A 20,987-nucleotide genomic window follows, 5' to 3' on the forward strand; every position below is an offset into this window, starting at 1 on the left:
GGGATACTGCCGAGTGCTATGATAGACGGGTTCTTTTGTCTATCTAGGAGGCTTTGCCTGATGGAGATCACCAAGGATATCCGCTACATTGGCGTCGACGATCACGACATTGACCTGTTCGAGGGCCAGTACGACGTGTCCGAGAATGGTATGGCATACAACAGCTACGTTATCTTGGGCGAGAAGATTGCCGTCGCCGATTCGGTCGATGGCGGCTTTGTCGACGAGTGGCTCGGCAACCTCGAGGCCGTGCTCGATGGCCGTACGCCCGACTACCTGGTCGTCCATCACATGGAGCCCGATCACTCTGCTGGCATCGCCGCCTTTATGGAGCGCTATCCCCAGGCACAGATTGTGGCTAGCATGGGCGCCTTCCGCATGATGGTCAACTACTTTGGCACCGACTACCCCGAGCGCAAGATGGTCGTCAAAGAGGGCGACGTGCTCGATCTGGGCGGTCACAGCCTGACGTTTGTCGGCGCCCCCAACGTTCACTGGCCCGAGGTGCTTTTCTCTTACGAGGCCACCGACAAGGTGCTCTTTAGTGCCGACGGTTTTGGCAAGTTTGGTGCCAATGACATCGAAGATCCGGAAGGGTGGGCCTGCGAGGCTCGCCGCTACTACTTTGGCATCGTCGGTAAGTTCGGCAAGTTCGTGCAGGCCGTGCTCAAGAAGGCCGCCGACCTGGACATCCAGATCATCTGCCCGCTTCACGGCCCCGTGCTGACCGAGAACCTGGGCTACTACCTCGACACCTACAACACCTGGTCGAGCTATCAGCCCGAGGACGAGGGCATCACGATTGCCTACGCGAGCGTGTATGGCCATCTGAAGGCTGCCGTTGAGGAGCTTGCATCTGCGCTCGAGGCCCGCGACCAGAAGGTTTCCGTCTTTGACCTGGCTCGCGACGACATGGCCGAGGCCGTTGAGGACGCGTTCCGCTATGACCGTCTGGTGCTCGCTTCTATCACCTATCAGGGCGAGATCTTCCCGTTCATGAGCACCTTTATCCACACGCTTGCCGAGCACGCCTATCAGAACCGTACGGTGGCGCTCGTTGAGGCCGGCTCCTGGGCGCCCACCGCTGCCAAGGTTATGACCAAGGAGCTCGAGGGCATGAAGGACATCACCCTGGCGCAGAACAAGGTGACCGTGCTGGGTTCGCTCAACGACGCCTCGCGCGCTCAGATCGAGGTTCTCGCCGACGAGCTGTCCAAGTAGCGACACATTCACTTCTGATGCTCAACCACCACAAAGGAGACCTTTGTGGTGGTTTTTGTTTAAGCGCCGGCGATGAGGAGATTTGGGCGGGCGTTGTCGACGATCTCGGCGATTGAGGTGGCGACGGCATTATCGGGGTCGCTGTCCATCACGATGGAGTCGACGTCGGCGAGTTCGGCAAAGCGGTACATGCCGCGTCCGTTAACCTTGCTGGCGTCCATGAGGGCGACGCTTTGACGGGCGGCACCGACCATAGCCGCTTTGGTCTCGGCCATCTGGGGAAAGTCGGTCGTAAAGCCGCAGCTGGGGACAAAGGCGCCGGGGCACATGACGGCCAGATCGGCATGGACCATTTGGAGCGCCTGCATAGTGAGCGGTCCGTACAAATAACGATGGCCTTTGCGCAGCGCCCCGCCCAGCATGACGACATCGACTGAGGGCATGCTCTCGTCGATGTAATCGGCAATGGTAATGTCGGCCGTGATGACGGTGATGCCGTCGCGCTGGTCGAGCAGGCGGACAAATTCGAGCGCCGTGGTGCCCGAGTCGACGAGCAACGTGTCGCCGTCATTGACGAGCTCGATGGCGCTTTGTGCGATGGCCTGCTTGGCGGCGACATTGACGTTGATGCGGCGATCCTGCGTGGAAACGGTCAGGCGTTTGTGGAGCGATACGGCACCGCCATGCGTGCGGCGCAGCTTGCCTGCTTCGGCGAGCGCGTCCAGGTCGGCGCGGGCGGTGACGGAGGACACGCCAAAGGTCTGGGCGATTTCTGCTACCTGCACCGAGGCATTATGATCGAGCATCTCCATGATGGCGGAACGACGCTCGTCGGCGAAAGCTCGGGTTGTTGCGTGGGCCATATCTGCTCCATCATCGTCTGAAATTTGCAGGAATTGTGTTGACTCTATTTTCGTTCATTTTCTTTTTGAGTAAGAAAACACCTTTCGATTACTTATCTTTTCTATAAAAGAAAGACGCTGAACGCCCAAAATTCAATATCGAACATGTTCACTCGGCTCAAATTTCTTCCGTTTGCTTTTCAAAAATGACTGTATTGACCTGCATGGGCTCAATATCTCGCACGTGCAAAGCTGCTGAATTTCATACAATGAGCGCAGCAAAACGCAAGGTAAAACGCCTTGCGGACACGTACGCCCGATGTCCAGATGCGGGCGAGGGAGAGGAGCAAACGCTCATGGCACTTGTTACCACCGAAAAGATGCTCAAGGACGCTCAGGCCGGCCACTACGCCGTCGGCGCGTTCAACGTCGAGAACCTCGAGTTTGTTATGGCCGTTCTGGCCGCTGCCGAGGAGACCAAGTCCCCCGTCATCATGCAGACCACCCCGGGCACCATCAAGACCGCTGGTCTGGACTACTTCTACGGCATGGTCAAGGCTGCCGCCGAGCGCGCTTCCGTGCCCGTTGCCCTGCACCTCGATCACGGCGATGGCTATGACCGATGCATGCAGGCTTTCCGCACGGGCTACACCTCCGTCATGATCGACGGTTCGCACGAGTCCTTCGAGGACAACATCGCTCTGACCAAGTCCGTCGCCGATGCTGGCCGTGCCATGGGCGTGCCCGTCGAGGCCGAGCTCGGCAAGGTTGGCGGCAAGGAGGACGACGGCCCTGCGGTTGAGGGCGAGAGCCCCTACACCGATCCTGCCGAGGCCAAGGAGTTCGTCGAGCGCACAGGCTGCACCTCGCTGGCGATTGGCGTTGGTACCAGCCACGGCGTGTACACGAGCGATCCGCACATCGAGCAGTCGGTGGTCAAGGCCATCCGCGACGCCGTCGACGTGCCGCTGGTTCTGCACGGCACTTCCGGTGTGCCCGATGAGCAGGTTGCCGAGGCTGTGAAGAACGGCATCTGCAAGGTTAACTACGCAACCGAGCTGCGTCAGGCCTACACCAAGGGCTTCATGGCCTACATGGCCGAGAACCCTGCCTGCTTCGATCCTAAGAAGCCGGCCAAGGAGGGCATGCGTGAGATCACCGAGCTGGTTAAGATCCGCATGACCAACCTCAACTCTGTGGGCAAAGCAGAGTAACAGCAAGGGTACTCCGACTCGCTACATATCCCGGGGAGGGACGAGGGCTTAGTTCCCCAATCGTCCTCGGGCATGCAAAAAGCCTCGCTGCGCACTTCGCGCGGCGAGGCTTTTTGCCCCCTGCGGAAAGATTGGGGAACTAAGCCCTCGTCCCTCCCAGGTTGACCTACTCGAGGTCGTCGCCCTTGTGGCGTTAGGGCGGAAAATAATAAGAAGCCTTCGCGCTGCGGAATGATTTTGGAAACTAAGTACGGGGACCCGCCCAAGCCGTTCTGCTCAATCGCCCTTGTGGTGTTGGGACTGAAAGGGTGGGACGCGTGGGTTATTTGGTTGTTAGGGTTAGTAGGTCGTTGGGGGTTTTGAGGTTGTAGGTGGCGTTTGGGATATCTTGGTGTGATCCCCATGCTGCTCGGGCAAAACTGACCCCTGCTGAAGTTGCGCATTGTTCGTCGTAGACGGTGTCGCCAACGTAGACGACGTTGCCAGGATTCGCGCCCGCACGTCGGAGATATTCGAGCATGGGTGCGGGTGCGGGTTTATGTTCGGTTGTGTCTTCGACAAGGATGATGTGCTCAAAATACTTATCGAAACCAAGGGGTGCAATTTCTTTTGCGTATTCGTCGCGCGCACGTGAGGAGACGATGCCAAGTTTGCAGCCGCTATCGGCGAGTGTTGCGATGACTTCAAGCAAACCTGGAAACACGCTGATGGTGCTTTTAAAGCTGGCGGCAACTTGGCACCAGCGATCCAACGTTGCCTGCGAGTAGATCCCAAGTTTCTCAAGGGCATCCTTGCCGGGTATGCCGAGGGCAAAGTCAAGCTCGTGTCGGGGAAGCGTTTTGCTGGTCTCTTCTTGGACAATCTGGACAAGCGATGACAGAACGCTTTCTTCTGTATCTGCCAATGTCCCATCAACGTCAAATACGATATGGTCAAAGTGCTTCATATGATTGCTCCTCTCTGTTGTTTGCCTGCAAGTTTGATGCAGTGACAGAAGAAGGGTTAGCGGGATTTCTGCCTGGTGCTATCGAGATTCTGCCTCGCTGCTCGATAGCTCGAAGGAGTGCACCCCATTTGTTCTTTAAATACCTGGCCAAGATGGCTTGCTGTTATAAATCCGCATTGGCGCGCGACTGTCTGTACCGTTCGCGTGGTGTGTGCCAAAAGTTCGCAAGCACGGTTTATGCGGTATGCGCGTAGATATGCCGCCGGGGTCGTTCCTGCACAAGTTTCGATAATGCGGTAACACTCTCTTTCGCTTACGCCGGCTGCAGATGCCATCTGGGGCACATCTATAGCGGCTGCATAGTTTGCGCGGATAAAGTCCAGGATTGCCTTGAACTGTACGTCGCGGCTGGTCATCCAAGAGGCGCCGTCGGAAGAAAAGAGCGGTTCGGTCTTGGCGTTAATCTGAATCCAGAGCTCTGACAAACTATTTCGAAGCGCCATCTCGTTCTGCGGCCGTTGAAGGTCGTGGCTAAAGGAGCTCTTCAGCAAATCGATAAAGGGCATATCGTCGGGATTGGTGGGCGACCATTTGAGCACATCGACGCCTCGACATTGAAGCAATGGGTTGATGTAGCGCTTTTGGAGACGTCCCGCGGGATCGCCGAGCATCGACGGCTGAAAGATATGCAGCATTTGAATGGCTGGCGCCGAATTGGGTGATTGCAGCGTGCTGTGCAAAACGCCGCCGTTGATAAAGCCGGCGGACCCTTCCTCAAAGCGTACGTGCTCATGAGCCGCGTGCGTTCGATAGTCAATCGCTCCCTGCTCCATATAGAAAAGCTCAACTTCGGAATGCCAGTGCCAGGGGACGGAATTGCCCGGATAGCGAGCGAATTCTGCGCGTTCGGCAATATAGGGCCAGTCTTCGGCGGTCTCGGGAAACGCTTCCTCGCGTCCTCCGCGGTGCAATTCTATGTGATCCATGTTTCGCATGGCATCAGTATAAAGCGCGATGGGCTTAGATTGCTCTTGCCTGTTCGGGGAACGCCTTGTCTAGGGATGCTTGGAGCTTTTCGAAGGATGCTCGTAAGTTGAGGCTCTGATCGGTTGAGCGCATTGGCTGCGAGATTGGGGAGTCGAGGAGACCGTTTCTCTGTGTCGGGGGGAAGGAGAAAAGGTCTGCATGTGTTAGGGATGGCTGCTGTGCTGCGTCATTGGAAGAATGCATCTTATGCGGCCTCCTCGATGTCCACCAAAAGGTTGCGCTCGGGGTTTGCTGCTAGGTCCCGTGCGCTGGCAGTATTATGCCGCGGCTGCCGCAAAGAAGCGCTAAAGAAAGGCTTAACCTGGTTTGGTGTAACCATGAAACCGCAGGTCAAAGCCATTACATAACACTCTTGAAAGGTTGGGGGCTTAAGGGCTTTCTAAGGTTTGTGGTGCGGATGTGGCTCGCCTGTGTGGGGTGTGTGGGCGGCTCGTTCCTAGCTCTGCGGCTCTGCGGCCCGCACCTGCTCGATGACCTTTTCCATGGTGGCGTCGATGCGGTCTTTTTTGAGCTCGCATTCCCAGATGGTTATGGGTGTCCAGCCCATTTGAGTGAGTGCTGCCACGGCAGCGCGGTCGCGCTCGACGTTGCGACGGAACTTTGCCTCCCAAAACTCAACGTTGCGCTTGGGCTGGCTAGGGTTGCACTTGGGGCAGCGGTGCCAAAAGCAGCCGTTGACGAAGATGGCGATCTTGCGCCCGGGAAAGGCGATGTCGGGCTTGCCGGGAACCTTCCATTCCAAGCGATAGCCCGTAAGGCCCGCTGCCCGCAGGCGCTGGCGAACGAGCAGCTCGGGCTTGGTGTTGGCGCGCTTGTTGCCCTTCATGGACTTTTTGATGGCGGCGCGACGGCGGACCAGTTCGCGCTCGTCAGTGGAGAGGTCCGAGGTATCGATGCCGTCGAGCAGACCGGGCTTGGGACGCTTTTTGCTGCGGCGTTTAGGTGCGCGCTTGGGTTTGGCGGAGGGTTTGTCGGCTGTGTTGGGCGCGGCGTCATCGGCAGAGCTTGTCTCAAGCCGATCTTCCTTCAACTCAATCAGAGCATCGATAAGCCCTTTGTCGGCGGGCATCCACTCCACCGTGGCAAGCGAGGTACGCGGAATCCAGCGGATATCGAGTTGGTGGTCATGCTTCTGGGGTTCATCGGATTCATCGGCTAGCGAGCAGTAGTAGCACTCCATGGAGAGATGGAAATCGGGGTAGTCATACTCAACGGTGTAGAAGTCACGCAGGTTGGTGACCTTCACCTGCAGCTCTTCCATGAGCTCGCGGCGCACGGCGTCTTCTGGCGTCTCGCCGCGCATGAGCTTGCCACCGGGGAACTCCCAAAGTCCCTGCATGTCGCCGTAGCCGCGCTGCACGGCCAGCAGCTCGTCGGATCCTTCCTTGCGAATGATCCCAGCGGCAACATGAACAGTCTTCAACAGGAGTCCTCTCTCAACATCAACACGTGACAGGCTAGCTATCCTTACCTTACGCAACGGTAAGGCAAGCGTAAGCCATATCGATGGTAGCCGACTCGGCTTCTTGCGACTATAGATGCCGTAGACTAATCGCAAGAAAGGACTCGGTATGCAAACCACGCACATGGCGACCCCGGTACTGGAGGTCGCGCATCTCGAAAAGGTATATGGAGCGCTGGGCAACGTGACCCGCGCGCTCAACGACGTCAGCTTTACCGTCAACCGCGGCGAATTCGTTGGCATCATGGGCGCCTCGGGCTCGGGCAAGTCGACGTTGCTCAACTGCGTCTCGACCATCGATAGCGCTACGAGCGGCACCATCCGCATCAACGGCCAGGACGTAACACGCATGAAGCAGGCCAAGCTCTCGCAGTTCCGCCGCGAGGAGCTGGGCTTTATCTTCCAGGACTCTAACCTGCTCGATACGCTCACGGCACGCGAGAACATCGCCCTGCCGCTCACCATCGCCCGTACAAACTCGGCGGAGATCTCGACCCGCGTGCAGGATGTGGCAGCGCGCCTGTCCATCAGTCAGGTGCTCGACAAGTATCCCTGCCAGATGTCCGGCGGCCAGCAGCAGCGCGTTGCCGCGGCTCGCGCGCTCGTCACCGACCCCACCATGATCATGGCCGACGAGCCCACCGGCGCCCTCGATTCCAAGAGCGCTCGCCTGCTGCTCGAGAGCCTGGAGGCCCTTAACCGCCGCCTGCGCGCCACCGTGCTCATGGTTACGCACGACAGTTTTGCCGCCAGCTACACGAGCCGTGTGCTGTTTATTCGCGACGGCAAGATCTTCACCGAGCTGCGCCGCGGCGACACCGACCGCCGAGAGTTCTTTGACCGCATTATGGAGGTCGTTGCCATGATGGGCGGTGAGGGCTCCGATGCTCTGTAAACTCGCTTGGGGCAACGTCCGCCGCGCCGGCCGCGACTACCTCGTCTACCTTTTGACGCTCACCCTGGGCGTCACGGTCTTCTATGCCTTTAACACCATCTCGATGCAGGTCGACATCGCCGGAATCGATGAAAAGGGCTTGGCGCAGGTAATGGGCAGCATGCTCGGCGACCTGACGTACTTTTTGGCCGGTGTCATGGCCTTTTTGATGGTGTATGCCAATAACTTCATCATGAAACGCCGCAAAAAGGAGTTTGGCCTGTACCAGGTGCTCGGCATGGGGCGCGGGCGCGTCGCCACGATCATGGCGCTCGAGACCGTGATAGTATCGGTCGTGGCCTTTGTCGTCGGCATTGTGCTGGGTGCGGGACTCTCCCAGCTCATGACGTTCTTTACGGCCTCGCTTTTTAAGACACAGATCGCCAATTTCCACTTCTTTTTCTCGGTGCATGCGTTCAACCTGACCCTTGCCTGCATGCTCGTAATGTTTGTGCTCACGCTACTGCTGAACCTTCGCGCCGTGCGTCGTACCAAACTCATCGAGCTTATGGGTGCCGAGCGTCGCAACGAGAGCATCAAGACACGCAACCCCTGGATCGCGATTGCCATCTTTGCCGTGGGCGTGGTGCTTGTGGGCGTGGCCTATTACCGTCTGCTACGTGATGGGTTCCCGCTAACCGCGACGGACAGCAAGCTGCAAGAGGCCATGAACCAGTTTGGTATTACGACCGCTATGGTTACCGTGGGCACCTTTGCCCTGTTCTGGGGACTCTCGGGCATGCTCATCAAGCTGCTGCAGAGCCTGCGCGGCGTGTATTGGCGCGGCCTCAACATGTTTACCGTGCGCCAGCTTGCGGCCAAGGTCAACACGGTGTGCTTTTCGATGGGCGTCATCGCGATGCTCCTGTTTTTGGCCATCACCTCGGTGACGTGCGGTATGTCGATTGCCAACGTGATGAACGAAAACCTGGAGCGCTATAACCCTGTAGACGTGTCTCAGACGTATGTCTATTACACGCCCGATACGTTCGACTACTACAAAGAGTACGTCAATCCGTCTGATGAAGCCGATCGCATGGTGCCGGCCGATACAACGGTCGATTTGTACCCCGCATGGCACGGCAGGGACAGTTCGGCGGACAACAACGACGAGACCGGCAAGAAGGTCGATATCGCCGATGTTGCCGGTGAGCATGTGCAGATCGATTCGTATCTGAGTTACCCGTTTGGCAGCTCGAATCCTTCGGTGACCCCAAGTGAGATGTGCAAGATCATGGGCGAAAAGCTTCCCAAGGCGTTCGGGGGTAGCAATGCCGATACGATGGGTCTGTTTGTGACGCCGGCGAGCCAGTACAACAAACTGCGTCAGATGATGGGTGAGGAGCCGGTGCACATCGGTCACGACCAGTATCTGCTCACGTGTGATATGGGCGGCGAGCTGGTCGACCTGTACACCAAGTATATGGCTGGTGGCCATGCCCTTACCTTGGGCGGGCATACGCTCAAGCCCGCAACCGATAAGTCGGACGAAGATACGGCGGCCATCGCCAACTCGGCGATGGGCAGTAATCCGGGTACCGTCGTCGTTGCCGACGAGCTGTTGTCCCAACTTAATCTGCAGCCGTATTCCAGTAGCCTGCTCGTTAACTACAAACAGGGGATGGATACGACCGAGGCAGACGAGAGCATTAAATACACTCTGCTCGACGATCTGCTCGTTGACGGCAAGAAGCCGGGGTCGTGGGGAACCTTCATCACACGCTCCGAGATGTACACGCAAGCAGCGCAAATGAACGGTCTTATTAGCTACCTAGCCATCTACATCGGCTTTGTATTGGTCGTTGCATGCGCGGCGATTCTGTCGATCCAGCAACTCTCCAACGTGGCCGATGGCAGCCGCAGCTATCGTGTGCTGGCACAGATCGGCTGCGACGACCGCCAGATTCGCCATTCGGTGATGGCGCAGCAAGCGGTATTCTTCCTGTTCCCGCTGGCAGTGGGCCTAGCGCACTCCTTTGTGGCACTTAAGGTGATCATCGAGCTGGTGAGCATATTCGGAAATATGAGCATCGGCGGCACCGTGGGCCTCACCTGTGCGATCTTCCTGGCAGCCTATGGTGGCTACTTCCTGGTGACGTACCTCATGAGCGCCGGCATGGTACAAGCTGCCATCGCCACCCGCTACAGCGAGTAACAAGCGGGCAAAACCGTCGCAAAACCAACGCGAACAGCCGCCGCGAACGGGGTCCGGACCCTTTTCGCGGCGGTTTTTTTGTCTATCGGATGCCTCTCAGATGCAAGTGAGTAGACTTTTTTGGACTTGTCGAGCACACCGCGCCAAACGCTCAATAAAACCGCAGGTCAGGGCGGTGGTGTTTTGGGGCGTGCTCGGCATCCCGCCAAAAGCCTACTCACTTGGTTTTACTGCTAGAAAACCGCCGCGAGGGAAAGTAGCTCCCTCGCGGCGGTTTTGGCATTTGCCCAGATAAAACCTGCCAAAATAAACCTGTCCCTTTTTGGTAGGTTATCGTTTCCAAAAGTGGAGGATGAACGTCGTGCGGTTTTGCTGCTCAGTTTTGACCAGGATGTTGTGGATATGGGTCTTGACGGTGCCCACGGCAAGGAAGAGCTCGTCAGCGATCTCTTGGTTCGATTTGCCCAACACAACCAGACGCATGACTTCGGTTTCGCGGTTGGAGAGCTTGTAGGCGTTGCGATAGAAGGGCATCTGCTCTTCGATGTGTCGATCAAGATCGCTGACGTTCTTTTCCTCGGGCGCCTCCTGCATGCGAATCGAAAGCACGTGATAGGCATAGATGATCAGCAGAATCGCAAAGTAGCACGCAAAGATGTTCTCGCTAAAGTTGCGCTCGGACAGGTACAGCTGCAGCCAAGAGGGTGCCAGGCTCATGGGAACAACAAGGATGTTGTAGAAATCCTCGGCAACGATGCACCCGACCAGAATGGCGCCGATAATGAGGTGCTTTCGTTGATTGTTGACGCGCGCCTTAAGCTCGACCTGCGTGCTTTTATGCGCCGTCCAAAAGATATACAGTCCCACAAATACAAGGAATACCTGACGCATCGTGTAGTAGAGCCATTGATGCATGGGGCCGTAGGGGACAGCGACAATGACCAGCAGCTCGCTCAGGAAGAACGTTGCGACGGGAATAACAAACTGCTTTTTTGAATGTTTGTCGAGCAAGTCCATGGCAATGAGCCAGATAAAAGCTTGTGAAGCGGTCGCCACAAGGGTCCGCAACACAGGCATGGTAATTGAGTAATAGTCGCTGGCTGGAAAACTCTGGTTTTGCAACGTGTATTCAAAAAAGAAGATCTCGGTCATCTCGATGGCATAGCAAATAAAAACGCCGCTGCCATAGATAAAGAAGCGTCGACGAGACGAGGCATAGGCGGCAAGCGAAAGCACTGCCGTCACAATACAGATCACGAGTATCGCTAGGGTATAGAAGAACATCAGGGTGTTCATCTGCCACCGTCCCATCTCATTTCATCTATGGCCGAGCCCTGTATACCTTGTGGGATATAGACGTCTCAACCCTTCGTTCCATTGCGGATTAGGCGCCGAGATACAGCATAGCCGTATACCGTTCGCGGTTCTAGATAGTAAACCCCCTGCAAGCTGGCTACCTGCGGGTTTATATTGGTTTAGAGGGGGTGTAACTCCGTGAACGGTCTTTAATCCCGAATAAACTAGGTAAAAATTGCATACGGGTGAATGATGGTCTTGTCAACACGAGGCGTGATGTTCGAGCGCCTCATAGCAATAGTCGGCACGACCGGCGGAAAGGAATCGACATGGCGCTGCCTAAGGATTTCATCGACACCAACGACTTCACCAAAGAGCAGATCCTGGCTATCGAGGATCTTGGCCTGGCAATGAAGAAGGCCATCAAGGTTGACGGTTATTATCCGCACCTGCTCCGCAACCAGAGCCTTGGCATGATCTTCCAGCAGGTTTCCACCCGCACCCGTCTTTCCTTCGAGACCGCTATGACCGACCTCGGCGGCCATGCTCAGTTCTATGGCCCTGGCACCATCCAGCTCGGCGGTCACGAGTCCCTGGGCGACACCGCTCGCGTTATGGGCTCGCTGCTCGACATCATGATGGCTCGCGTTGACCGTCACAAGGACGTCGTCGGCCTCGCCGAGGGCTCCGCTGTGCCCGTCATCAATGGCATGTCCGAGTTCAACCATCCCACGCAGGAGATGGGCGACCTCATGACCATGCTCGAGAACCTCCCCGAGGGCAAGAAGATCGAGGACTGCACCCTGGCCTTCATCGGCGACGCCACCCAGGTCTGCGTCTCCCTCATGTTCATCGCCTCCAAGGTCGGCATGAAGTTTGTCCAGTTTGGACCCAAGGGCCACCAGATCCCCGACGGCGGCCTGCACGTTGGCACCGTTGAGGAGCGCGCCGAGTTCGGCAAGCAGATGATGGCCATCGCCGAGGAGAACTGCAAGGTCTCCGGCGGCTCCGTCGTCATCTCCGACGACATCGAGTGCATCAAGGGCGCCGACTTCATCTACACCGACGTGTGGTATGGCCTGTACGACGAGGAGGTCTCGGGCGAGAACTACATGGACGTGTTCTACCCCAAGTATCAGGTCACCATGGACATGATGAACTTCGCCGGCCCCAACTCCAAGTTCATGCACTGCCTGCCGGCCACTCGCAACGAGGAAGTCGTCGACGAGGTTATGGACGATCCCGAGCGCTCCCTGTGCTGGGTCGAGGCCGAGAACCGCAAGCACTCCATCCGTGCTCTCCTCGCTGCCCTGGGCAAGCGCACCCCGCTCAACGACGAGGGTGTCGAGTACTCCGCCAAGGCCGAGCTTCACGCCGCTCTCGAGGCTCTCGAGCAGCTCTAAGCCTTAAGCCTGCTAAACGCACGTTTGCGGGCGGCGGATGCTCGTCTCCTGTCGCCCGCTCACCGAGGCTCAGGCAATTGCCTTAGTACCTTGGGCCTCGGATCTGTCCAAGACTGAGCGAAGGAGCTCATCATGAGCGACGGAAAGAAAAAGCTTTCCTTTTTGACGGTCATTTCGACCATCATCTGCGTCGTCTTCGTTTGCGAGGCCGCCGCTCCTGCTGCTGCCATTGGCAACCAGCAGTTCTTCTGGTGGATCTTCCTGATCCTGACCTTCCTGCTTCCTTATGGCATGGTTGTTGCCGAGCTCGGCACCACCTATGACGGCGAGGGCGGCATTTACGACTGGGTACGCGATGGCCTGGGCGACAAATGGGGCGCCCGCATCTCGTATTACTACTGGGTCAACTACCCGCTGTGGATTGCCTCGCTGGCTACCATGTTCCCCGACATTTTGGGCATGGTCTTTGGCGTTGAGTTCAACTTGATCGCCAAGATGGGTATCGATCTTGCCTTTGTGTGGATCGTCTACCTCATGGGCCGCTCCAAGGCGGCCGACTCCGAGTGGGTCCTTAACGGTGGCGCCATCATCAAGGTCGCCGTCGCCGTTATCGTTGGCGCTTTGGGCATTTGGTATGCCATGGAGAACGGTTTTGCGAACGACATGTCCGCTGCCACCTTCCTGCCCGAGCTCACCAACACCAACGCTCTCGGTTGCCTGTCGATCATCATCTTTAACTTCATGGGCTTCGAGGTCATCTGCACCATGACCGATGACATGGCCGATCCCGCTCGCGATATTCCCAAGGCTATCATCGTCGGTGGCCTGTCCATCGCCGTGATCTACCTGTTCGCTGGCTTTGGCATCGGCGCTGCTGTGCCGGCCGATTCCATCGACCCCGACTACGGCATGATTTATGCAGTCCAGACCATGGTGGGCGACTCCATGATCTTTAAGGTCATCTGCATTGCCTTCCTGATCACCCTGTTCGCCAACATGGCTGCTTGGTCCTTCGGCGTTAACTCCGTTGCTCGCTACGCTGCCGAGCACGGCAACATGCCCAAGGTCTTCGCCTCGATGATCTCTGATGACGACATGCCCAACGGTGCCAACCTGGTCAACGCCGTCGTTGCCTCCCTGGTGCTGTGCCTGCAGCTCGTTCCCATCGATGCCATCTCCAACGGCGTCTTCTGGATGCTCTTCGGCACCTCCGTCGTCTTCCTGCTGCTGACCTACATCCCGATGTTCCCGGCGTTCCTCAACCTTCGCAAGAACGACCCCGACCGCGAGCGCATCTTCACGTTCCCGTTTAAGGGTGCCATGATGAAGGTCATGCTGGCCATCCCTTGCATCGAGCTGATCCTGGCCATCGTTGCAACGCTGGTGCCGTTCTCTGCCGCTGAAATTGGCGACAAGCTCCCGATGATCGTTATCTTCATCGTGCTTCTGCTCATCGGCGAGGTTGTCCGCGTCGTCAGCGCTAAGGGCCGCGAGACCGAGTACAAGGGCCTCACTCCCGAGCTGGCAGCTCAGCGTCTCGCTGAGGAGGCCGCCGAGGCCGAGGAGAACTAGAGCACCCGGTTCTGGGGCTCCAACCCTCCTCGCGTACCAACGTGCGCTTCGTCGGGCTTGTCGCTCCCGACTCCAGGCACTCTAGCCTCTTCGAGGGCGTGCCCAAAGCGACAAATTTGCTCACTATTTCCTGGGGCGGGTGCGAGCGATAGCTCCGGTAACCACCGCCCGCCCCAACCTCTCTCTCGTATCCTTCGTGCGTTTGTCTCCACGCACTTGGTTACGTTGCCGCTCGTCGGTGCGGCTCCGTGAAAACCGGCACCGGGCGCCCCGACCTTTGCCGGGGGACGGGCGCCCACTATCTCTTGGTTTTAGGCTGCGGGTAATCCGCCCGCGGCAAACGATCGTTCGATTTGGAGGAAATCTTATGCGTACGATCACCGAGTCCGAGTCCACCCCCAAGGCCGACGGCTTCTTTATGCCCGCCGAGTTCGCCCCGCAGGATCGCGTGTGGATGGGCTGGCCCCACCGCACCGACACCTGGGCCCACGGCGCCAAGCCGGCTCAGAAGCAGTATGCCGCCATCGCCCGCGCCATCTCCGAGTTCACCCCGGTCTATATGTGTGCCAACCAGGTCGACTATGCCAACTGCAAGGCCGTCTTCGAGAACGACGAGAACGTCACCGTTATCGAGATGACCACCGACGACGCCTGGTTCCGCGACACCGCCGCCACCTACGTCATCAACGGCAAGGGCGAGAAGCGCGCCAACCACTGGCACTTCAACGCCTACGGCGGCCTCGTCGACGGCCTGTACTTTCCGTGGGACAAGGACGAGCAGATCGCCCTCAAGATGGCTGAGCTCTCCGGCTGCCGTCGCTATCGTCCCGACGACATGATCCTCGAGGGCGGCTCCATCACCGTCGACGGCGAGGGCACCCTTGTCGTGACCGACCAGTGCCTGCTTTCCCCGGGCCGCACCTGCTCTGCGGTTCTGGAGGAGGAAGAGGATCCCGAGTCCATCTGGCCCAAGTTCCACAAGAAGTTTGAGCCTTGGAGCGAGGAGCTTCGCGCCTACATGGACGAGCACCTCAAGGATTACCTGGGTGTCGAGAAGGTCATCTGGGTCAAGGAGGGCATCGACCCCGAGGAGACCAACGGTCATATCGACGACGTTGCCACGTTCATCGCTCCGGGCGTCATGGCCTGCATCTGGACCGACGATCCCGAGTATCCGTTCTACGAGCAGTGCCACGCTGCCTACGAGACCCTCTCCAACGCCGTTGACGCCAAGGGCCGCAAGATGAAGGTCTACAAGCTCTGCATGCCCGTGAACCCGCTGTTCATGGACCAGGCCTCCTGCGACACCATCGACGCCGACGAGAACGCCGAGCCGCGCGTCCCCGACGAGCCGCTGATCGCGTCCTACATGAACTACCTGGTCACCAACCACGGCGTCATCGTCCCGCAGTACGGCGACGAGAACGACCAGCTGGCCGTCGACACGCTCCAGAAGATCTATGACGAGGTCTGGGGCGAGGGCGTCTACAAGTGCGTCGGCGTCCAGTCCGAGCAGGTCGTCTTCGGCGGCGGCAACATCCACTGCATTACGCAGCAGGAGCCGTCCGCGTAATTGTCTGGCTTCCCGAGGCACGGCACCTTGCCCTTCAATCGTCGGGCATGACCCTTAAGGTCTATGCCCTCCTCTTTCAGGGCAATCTGCCGCACCTCGGAAACCCAGCCAATCAATCGGACAGTCGATGAATCGCACCGTGACCATCTCGGGGCATTGATGGTCGGTTTATTCGATGTCTTGGTCGGCTGGGTTTTTCTTTGGGCACTCCGTTGCCTCCACTTCGGAGTGCCCGCCTCTTTGATTGAGTACGCGTCTGATCTGGGATTTATTGCGGGTTAGGCCAATTGTTCGCTTGAATATCCCAGGTCAGACGCGTCTTCAATTGCCAAAAGATTCCGGTCGCAATCGCGGCCGTTTTGATCGGAGTATCTATGTACCAGCGTATCGTTATCTACACGCGCCTGTTCCGCGAGCGTTGGTCCAACAATTGCATCCTCTCTTCTCTTTGGGATGGCACCTGCACCGGTGACGCGGCCTGCAACCCTACCTTGGGCTGCGCCTTCGGTACAGATGCCATCCTTTTTGCTGTAGGGGGAGCGTGTCGTGGCAGGTAAAAAGTTCTCCCTGTTCGAGGTCATCCTCTCGGTTATCTGCGTTGTCTTTACCATCGAGGCGGCCGCTCCGGCATCTGCCATGGGTAACGTGCAGTTCTTCTGGTGGATCTTCCTCATCATTACGTTTTTGCTTCCCTATGGCCTGGTGGTGGCCGAGCTCGGTACGGCGTTCGATTCCGAGGGCGGTCTGTACGATTGGGTTCGCCTGGGCTTGGGCGACCGTTGGGGCGCCCGCTGCTCCTGGTGCTATTGGGTCAACTTTCCACTGTGGGTGGCAAGTATCGCCTGCATGTTCCCCAGTGTCATCAATGCGGTATGGGGCATCGAATTTTCGCTTGGGGTCCGAATTGCCATCGAGCTTGCCTTTGTGTGGGGCGTCACGGTCATGGCAATGCAGCCGGTGGCCGAGGCCGATTGGGTCATGGATGGCGGCGCCGTCATCAAGGTGCTCATTACCGCCGTGGTGGGAATCGTCGGCATCTGGTTTGCCTGCAATAACGGCTTTGCCAACGATATGTCGTTTAAGACCTTTGTCCCCGATCTGGGAGACACTAACTCACTGACGTATCTTTCAATCATCCTATTCAACTTTATGGGCTTTGAGGTGGTCGCGACCTTTGCCAGCACGATGAAGAACCCATCGCGCGATATCCCCAAGGCGGTTATCGCCGGTGGCGTTGCCATCGCGGCGATCTACATTATCTGTGGCATCGGTATTGGAGCCGCGGTTCCCACCGAGCAGCTTTCACTCGATTCGGGCATTGTGGACGCGGTTGCCGCCATGGTGGGGCGCGCTCACCCGCTGACGATGGTCGTGGGCGTGGCCTTTTTGGTGACGCTGTTCGCCAACATGATCTGCTGGAGTTTTGGCGTCAACAACGTGGCGAGCTATGCCGCGCGCCACGGCAACATGCCGCGCCCCTTTGCGCTGGTGTCCAAGAAGACCGGCATGCCCAACGGCTCAGCACTCATTAACGGTTGTTTTGCCAGCTTGGTGCTGCTACTTCAGATTCCGCTGGGCGAAGGTTCCGACGTCTTTTGGGTCTTCTTCTCGATGAACGTCGTCTTTCTGCTCATGAGCTATATCCCGATGTTCCCGGCGTTTTGGCGCCTGCGTAAATACGACGACCGCCCACGTGTGTTCCGCGCGCCCTTCGAGGGCAAGGTGCTTGCGGTAGCGCTTGCGGTGCCGGTGGTAGAGCTCGTGCTTTCGATTGTTGCGACAATCGTGCCGCTTAACAGCTCGCCCGCCGAGATGTCAAAGTTGCCGATCCTCATGGGTGTGGTGATCGGCGTGTTGCTGGGCGAGGTTTCGCGCCTCATATCGCGCCGCGGCCGCAGCATCGACAATCCCGGCGTTGGCGCAAGGGGGACAGGTCGCTTTGCGCCAAAACAGTAGCGCCGCGAGTTGTGCGGTGCTAGATGCATCTTGGATTACTGCTCACGCTGCTCGGGATCAGATGCGAGCTTGGGTGCAAAGTAGGGGACGTGGCCCAGGTAGGGGCAGCTGTCCGAACGCGCCTCAACGGCGCAGGGGACATCGTCGTAGGTCATGGAAGAACCGAGTCGGGTGATGGCCTTGGCGGCGGGCGCGACGAGCATCTTGAGCGGAGCGATCGGTGCCATGGCATCTCCTTTCATCGGTGAGACACAGCTTGTTTATCTAAACGATACAGTACGTTTAATCGGTGAGTCTAATCTTGCGGCAAAGAATCTGTCAACATCCTCACAGCATCTAGACAGGGGAGGCGGGCATGAGTTTCGCGTTCTATATCTACACCACGATTATCATGGGTGTGGCTCTGGTGACCAGTGCCGTGGCATTGGTGGTTTGGCTCATGACGCACCGTCGCGACAGCCTAGTGGCCGCGGCGGGCTTTTTGCTCTACATGCTCGATATGTCGGTCATCTTTTTTGACGAGTACACTCGGCTCAAATATGACTACGCCGTTACCTTTAGCGAGCCGCTGCAGCACCCCTTGCTGCGCTGCGTGCTCGGTATTGCCATCTATGCTTGCATTGTGCTGTGGATGTTTGCGCGCTTGCGCAAAAGGCCGACGTCGCGCATGCTCGGACTTGTTATCGTGCCGTTTTCAATCTTGCAATTGGTGCTGGTGCCTCGCAGCGGTGCTGCCGGAGAGATGCAGCAGTATCTCTTTTGGCTCACGCGTGACCTGGGCAATGTAGGATGTCTTGCCTATGCCGCCTGGCATTACCGGCACAGGGCCACGCGTGTTGAGAAACTCGACCTCGACCGCTCAAAGCTCTTTTGGAAGGTGGCACTCGTTCTTGCGTTTTGCGTAATCGCCGAGGACACCTACATGATTTTGCTCTGCCGCCCCGACTCTCAAAACCCCGTCATCAGCCTCTTTTTGTGGTATCTGTCCGAGCGCAATATCTCCGAAAACGTGCTGCTCGTGGCATGCGCGGTCCAACTCTTTTGCCAGTTTAGCCATATCCTGCGCGTGTATGCCCGTCATCCGCGTGCCGATGAGGACGTGGCGGCCGAGAGCGCACGCTCTGGGGACGATCTAGCATCACGCGTTGTGATCTATGCCGATGCCCGTAAGCTGTCGCGGCGCGAGCAGGAGGTGCTCACGCTGGTGCTGAAGGGCAACGACGCCCAAAACATCGCCAGCGAGTTGGTCATCAGCCCTGGCACTGTCAAGGCGCACTTGCATCGCATCTACGTTAAAAGCGGTGTCTCCAACCGAGATGACCTCATAGATGCCTTTTGGCGTTCCTAGTCCTATTCTTCCTTGCATGCGGGTCTTGCCGTGTGGGCGGGCACGCCGTTGGGCGTAATGACGCGGTAATAATCTCAGACAATAAACCTGCAGGTAAAGCGTGTAAACCTGCTTAAACTGACCGTTTGCGATCCCTGGCCTTGGCACGGATTTGCCCCTGTGTATCAATGGGTGTAGCGCGAAGCCGCGGACGTGGGACAGACGTCCGAGCACGGCTTGTAGGCACGCGCCGATGCGGGAGCGCTACGCTCCCAACCGAGTGCCCACGCGGGCGGTGCGTCCGCGTTGCAACCAAAGATGCCTGAGGAGGCTCACATGGACAAGGCTGATGTAGTTATCAAGAGCAACGCCGTCTTTGCCGGCGATGGGCTCGAGCCGTTTAAGGGCGGCGTTGCCGTGCGCGGTGATAAGATTGTTGCCTGCGGTGACGATGCTCACCTGGCACCGTTTATCGGTCCCGATACCGAGGTGCGCGACTTTGGCGACCAGCTCGTCATGCCCGGCCTGATCGACTCACACACGCATTTTGCCCAGGGCGCGTTTATGACCGACCCCGATTTTGCCGTCAACCTCATCGACTGCACCAGTTTTGAGATGGCGATGGAACGTGTCGTGGCGTTTGCGGCCGACCATCCCGATAACGAGTGGATTCTGGGCTGCCAGATTATCCAGTTCCAGTGGGATGTCCCCGAGATGCCCACAGCCGCGATGATCGATGAGTACATCTCGGACCGCCCGGTCTTTCTGCAGCAGGTTGACCTGCATACCTTTAGTGCCAATACCTGCGCCATCAACAAGGTGGGAGTAACTTCGCAGACGCCCGATCCCGCAGGCGGCAAGATCCTTAAGGATGCCGAGGGCAATCTGACGGGCGTGTTTTCCAACAACGCCGGCGTCTTCTTTATGGACGAGGTCTACGACCCAGCGCCCGAGGTTGTTGACGCGTCGTTTGCAAAAACCGCCCGGCGCGCCAATGCCCTGGGAATCACTACGGTCGGCATGGTCAATCCTACGTTTGTGAGCATGGAAAACCCGTATGCGGTGTTGGCAGGTCTTAATGCCAAGGGCGACTTGCCACTGCGCGTGTTCCTGTACACCGATCTGTTCGAAAACGAGTCCTTAACGCTCGAGCAGATCAAGGAGAAATACGCCTTCTCGGGTACGCAGGTCGAGTGGCACGGCTTTAAGCAGTTTCTTGATGGCGTGTGCTCCGACCACACCGCTTGGATGCTTGAACCCTATAGCAATGCGCCCGATACCTGCGGTGAGCCCGCGGAGGATCCAGAGCGCATCCGTGCCGCCATTGTCAGGGCGCAGGAATGGGGCGTTGACACGCGCGTCCATACGATCGGCGATCGCTCGGTGCGTTTTGTGCTTGATTGCTTTGAGGAGGGCGAGCGCTTGCATGGTAAGCGGGGTTGCCGCCACTCCATGGAGCACAACGAGACGGTTCAGCCCGAGGATCTGCCGCGCTACGCGGAGCTTGGTATATGCCCCGGCATGCAACCGTGGCACATGCTGCTCGATATGGCTGACCTTGCCAAGGACGATGCCGTGGGCCCCGAGCGTGCAGCGCTTTCGTGGCCCCTGCACAGCCTGCTTGCCAGCGGTGCCGTGGTGCACTTGGGCAGCGACTTCCCCGTTGTGGGCTTGGAGCCCATGGAGGAGGTGTACGGCGCGGTCTTCCGCATGCTCGAGGACGGCTCCAACCCCGAGGGCTGGTTCCCCCAGGAGCGCATTACCATGGCCGAGGCCCTGCGCGCCTACACCTACGGCAGCGCCTACGCCATGCATGCCGAGGATCGCATCGGTACGCTCGCATGCGGCAAACAGGCTGATATCTGTGTGCTCGACCGCAACCTCTTTGACTGCGAACCGGCTGAGGTCCTCGAGGCCACGGCGTCTCTCACGATGATTGCCGGCAAGGTGGTCTACGAGGCCTAGCGGGGCTGCTGCATCGCTGGGCGGTGCCACAGCCTGTGCGTGCCGCCCATCCATTCATCCATCCATTCATCAAT

At 58.1% G+C, this 20,987-nt stretch carries 17 protein-coding genes; 11 read left to right on the top strand and 6 right to left on the bottom strand.

Going from position 1 to position 20,987, the window contains the following annotated elements:
* The first annotated feature begins 60 nt into the window (after positions 1 to 60).
* Complete coding sequence (locus tag AAAT03_RS08425; RefSeq protein WP_349103092.1) at positions 61 to 1,221, top strand: FprA family A-type flavoprotein; 1,161 nt, start codon at positions 61 to 63, stop codon at positions 1,219 to 1,221.
* A gap of 59 nt (positions 1,222 to 1,280) precedes the next feature.
* Here AAAT03_RS08425 and AAAT03_RS08430 read toward each other — a convergent pair whose 3' ends face one another.
* Complete coding sequence (locus tag AAAT03_RS08430) at positions 1,281 to 2,084, bottom strand: DeoR/GlpR family DNA-binding transcription regulator (RefSeq protein WP_055252581.1); 804 nt, start codon at positions 2,082 to 2,084, stop codon at positions 1,281 to 1,283.
* Positions 2,085 to 2,419: 335 nt separating this feature from the next.
* On the opposite strand from AAAT03_RS08430, the gene AAAT03_RS08435 reads away from it, so the two are divergent.
* Positions 2,420 to 3,277, top strand: a complete 858-nt coding sequence (locus AAAT03_RS08435; protein WP_022095149.1) for a class II fructose-bisphosphate aldolase — start codon at positions 2,420 to 2,422, stop codon at positions 3,275 to 3,277.
* 322 nt (positions 3,278 to 3,599) lie between these two features.
* On the opposite strand, the gene AAAT03_RS08440 is transcribed toward AAAT03_RS08435, so the two are convergent.
* The 3 genes from AAAT03_RS08440 to vsr all read right to left on the bottom strand — a co-directional run bounded on the left by AAAT03_RS08440 (position 3,600) and on the right by vsr (position 6,693).
* Positions 3,600 to 4,223: an HAD family hydrolase gene (locus AAAT03_RS08440; protein WP_089572377.1), complete on the bottom strand. Its 624-nt coding sequence runs from the start codon at positions 4,221 to 4,223 to the stop codon at positions 3,600 to 3,602.
* Between the two features lie 56 nt (positions 4,224 to 4,279).
* The gene (locus AAAT03_RS08445) at positions 4,280 to 5,209 is read right to left on the bottom strand and encodes an AraC family transcriptional regulator (RefSeq protein ID WP_158564428.1); all 930 of its coding nucleotides are present in this window, start codon (positions 5,207 to 5,209) and stop codon (positions 4,280 to 4,282) included.
* 497 nt (positions 5,210 to 5,706) lie between these two features.
* On the bottom strand, positions 5,707 to 6,693 hold the full coding sequence (vsr, locus tag AAAT03_RS08450; RefSeq protein WP_349103095.1) for a DNA mismatch endonuclease Vsr: 987 nt from the start codon (positions 6,691 to 6,693) through the stop codon (positions 5,707 to 5,709).
* Between the two features lie 148 nt (positions 6,694 to 6,841).
* Here vsr and AAAT03_RS08455 point away from each other — a divergent pair, with 148 nt between their 5' ends.
* Together AAAT03_RS08455 and AAAT03_RS08460 are read left to right on the top strand one after the other, a co-directional pair.
* The gene (locus AAAT03_RS08455) at positions 6,842 to 7,627 is read left to right on the top strand and encodes an ABC transporter ATP-binding protein (RefSeq protein WP_349103097.1); all 786 of its coding nucleotides are present in this window, start codon (positions 6,842 to 6,844) and stop codon (positions 7,625 to 7,627) included.
* Entirely contained in the window at positions 7,617 to 9,821 is a 2,205-nt protein-coding gene (locus tag AAAT03_RS08460; RefSeq protein ID WP_349103099.1) for an ABC transporter permease, read from the top strand. The genes AAAT03_RS08455 and AAAT03_RS08460 overlap by 11 nt, the downstream gene beginning before the upstream one ends.
* Before the next feature lie 330 nt (positions 9,822 to 10,151).
* Here AAAT03_RS08460 and AAAT03_RS08465 read toward each other — a convergent pair whose 3' ends face one another.
* On the bottom strand, positions 10,152 to 11,117 hold the full coding sequence (locus AAAT03_RS08465; RefSeq protein WP_349103100.1) for a LuxR C-terminal-related transcriptional regulator: 966 nt from the start codon (positions 11,115 to 11,117) through the stop codon (positions 10,152 to 10,154).
* Between the two features lie 329 nt (positions 11,118 to 11,446).
* Here AAAT03_RS08465 and ptcA point away from each other — a divergent pair, with 329 nt between their 5' ends.
* From ptcA to AAAT03_RS08490, 5 genes are all read left to right on the top strand, one after another.
* Positions 11,447 to 12,520, top strand: a complete 1,074-nt coding sequence (ptcA, locus tag AAAT03_RS08470) for a putrescine carbamoyltransferase (protein ID WP_117736104.1) — start codon at positions 11,447 to 11,449, stop codon at positions 12,518 to 12,520.
* 132 nt (positions 12,521 to 12,652) lie between these two features.
* Complete coding sequence (locus AAAT03_RS08475; protein WP_349103101.1) at positions 12,653 to 14,092, top strand: APC family permease; 1,440 nt, start codon at positions 12,653 to 12,655, stop codon at positions 14,090 to 14,092.
* Positions 14,093 to 14,459: 367 nt separating this feature from the next.
* Complete coding sequence (locus tag AAAT03_RS08480; RefSeq protein ID WP_117635777.1) at positions 14,460 to 15,665, top strand: agmatine deiminase family protein; 1,206 nt, start codon at positions 14,460 to 14,462, stop codon at positions 15,663 to 15,665.
* A gap of 374 nt (positions 15,666 to 16,039) precedes the next feature.
* Positions 16,040 to 16,222, top strand: coding sequence for a hypothetical protein (locus AAAT03_RS08485; protein ID WP_147327489.1), 183 nt, complete (start codon positions 16,040 to 16,042; stop codon positions 16,220 to 16,222).
* Positions 16,212 to 17,621, top strand: coding sequence for an APC family permease (locus AAAT03_RS08490; protein ID WP_117774345.1), 1,410 nt, complete (start codon positions 16,212 to 16,214; stop codon positions 17,619 to 17,621). Before AAAT03_RS08485 ends, AAAT03_RS08490 begins: the two co-directional genes overlap by 11 nt.
* 35 nt (positions 17,622 to 17,656) lie before the next feature.
* Here the strand turns inward: AAAT03_RS08490 and AAAT03_RS08495 are convergent, their stop codons facing one another.
* On the bottom strand, positions 17,657 to 17,848 hold the full coding sequence (locus AAAT03_RS08495) for a hypothetical protein (protein ID WP_117774346.1): 192 nt from the start codon (positions 17,846 to 17,848) through the stop codon (positions 17,657 to 17,659).
* A 128-nt stretch (positions 17,849 to 17,976) separates the two neighbouring features.
* Between AAAT03_RS08495 and AAAT03_RS08500 the strand changes: the two genes are divergently transcribed.
* Both AAAT03_RS08500 and AAAT03_RS08505 read left to right on the top strand, forming a co-directional pair.
* Positions 17,977 to 18,969: a helix-turn-helix transcriptional regulator gene (locus AAAT03_RS08500; protein WP_117774347.1), complete on the top strand. Its 993-nt coding sequence runs from the start codon at positions 17,977 to 17,979 to the stop codon at positions 18,967 to 18,969.
* Positions 18,970 to 19,284: 315 nt separating this feature from the next.
* On the top strand, positions 19,285 to 20,913 hold the full coding sequence (locus AAAT03_RS08505; RefSeq protein ID WP_349103102.1) for an amidohydrolase: 1,629 nt from the start codon (positions 19,285 to 19,287) through the stop codon (positions 20,911 to 20,913).
* Positions 20,914 to 20,987 lie beyond the last annotated feature (74 nt).

Source organism: Collinsella sp. CLA-AA-H167 (assembly GCF_040095305.1).
GTDB lineage: Bacteria > Actinomycetota > Coriobacteriia > Coriobacteriales > Coriobacteriaceae > Collinsella.

Coding starts and splice junctions, on each gene's coding strand:
- AAAT03_RS08480 (WP_117635777.1), top strand. CDS start 14,460: ATGCGTACGATCACCGAGTCCGAGTCCACCCCCAAGGCCGACGGCTTC.
- AAAT03_RS08505 (WP_349103102.1), top strand. CDS start 19,285: ATGGACAAGGCTGATGTAGTTATCAAGAGCAACGCCGTCTTTGCCGGC.
- AAAT03_RS08465 (WP_349103100.1), bottom strand. CDS start 11,117: ATGAACACCCTGATGTTCTTCTATACCCTAGCGATACTCGTGATCTGT.
- AAAT03_RS08445 (WP_158564428.1), bottom strand. CDS start 5,209: ATGGATCACATAGAATTGCACCGCGGAGGACGCGAGGAAGCGTTTCCC.
- AAAT03_RS08500 (WP_117774347.1), top strand. CDS start 17,977: ATGAGTTTCGCGTTCTATATCTACACCACGATTATCATGGGTGTGGCT.
- ptcA (WP_117736104.1), top strand. CDS start 11,447: ATGGCGCTGCCTAAGGATTTCATCGACACCAACGACTTCACCAAAGAG.
- AAAT03_RS08460 (WP_349103099.1), top strand. CDS start 7,617: ATGCTCTGTAAACTCGCTTGGGGCAACGTCCGCCGCGCCGGCCGCGAC.
- AAAT03_RS08475 (WP_349103101.1), top strand. CDS start 12,653: ATGAGCGACGGAAAGAAAAAGCTTTCCTTTTTGACGGTCATTTCGACC.
- AAAT03_RS08455 (WP_349103097.1), top strand. CDS start 6,842: ATGCAAACCACGCACATGGCGACCCCGGTACTGGAGGTCGCGCATCTC.
- AAAT03_RS08440 (WP_089572377.1), bottom strand. CDS start 4,223: ATGAAGCACTTTGACCATATCGTATTTGACGTTGATGGGACATTGGCA.
- AAAT03_RS08425 (WP_349103092.1), top strand. CDS start 61: ATGGAGATCACCAAGGATATCCGCTACATTGGCGTCGACGATCACGAC.
- AAAT03_RS08430 (WP_055252581.1), bottom strand. CDS start 2,084: ATGGCCCACGCAACAACCCGAGCTTTCGCCGACGAGCGTCGTTCCGCC.
- AAAT03_RS08485 (WP_147327489.1), top strand. CDS start 16,040: ATGTACCAGCGTATCGTTATCTACACGCGCCTGTTCCGCGAGCGTTGG.
- AAAT03_RS08435 (WP_022095149.1), top strand. CDS start 2,420: ATGGCACTTGTTACCACCGAAAAGATGCTCAAGGACGCTCAGGCCGGC.
- AAAT03_RS08495 (WP_117774346.1), bottom strand. CDS start 17,848: ATGGCACCGATCGCTCCGCTCAAGATGCTCGTCGCGCCCGCCGCCAAG.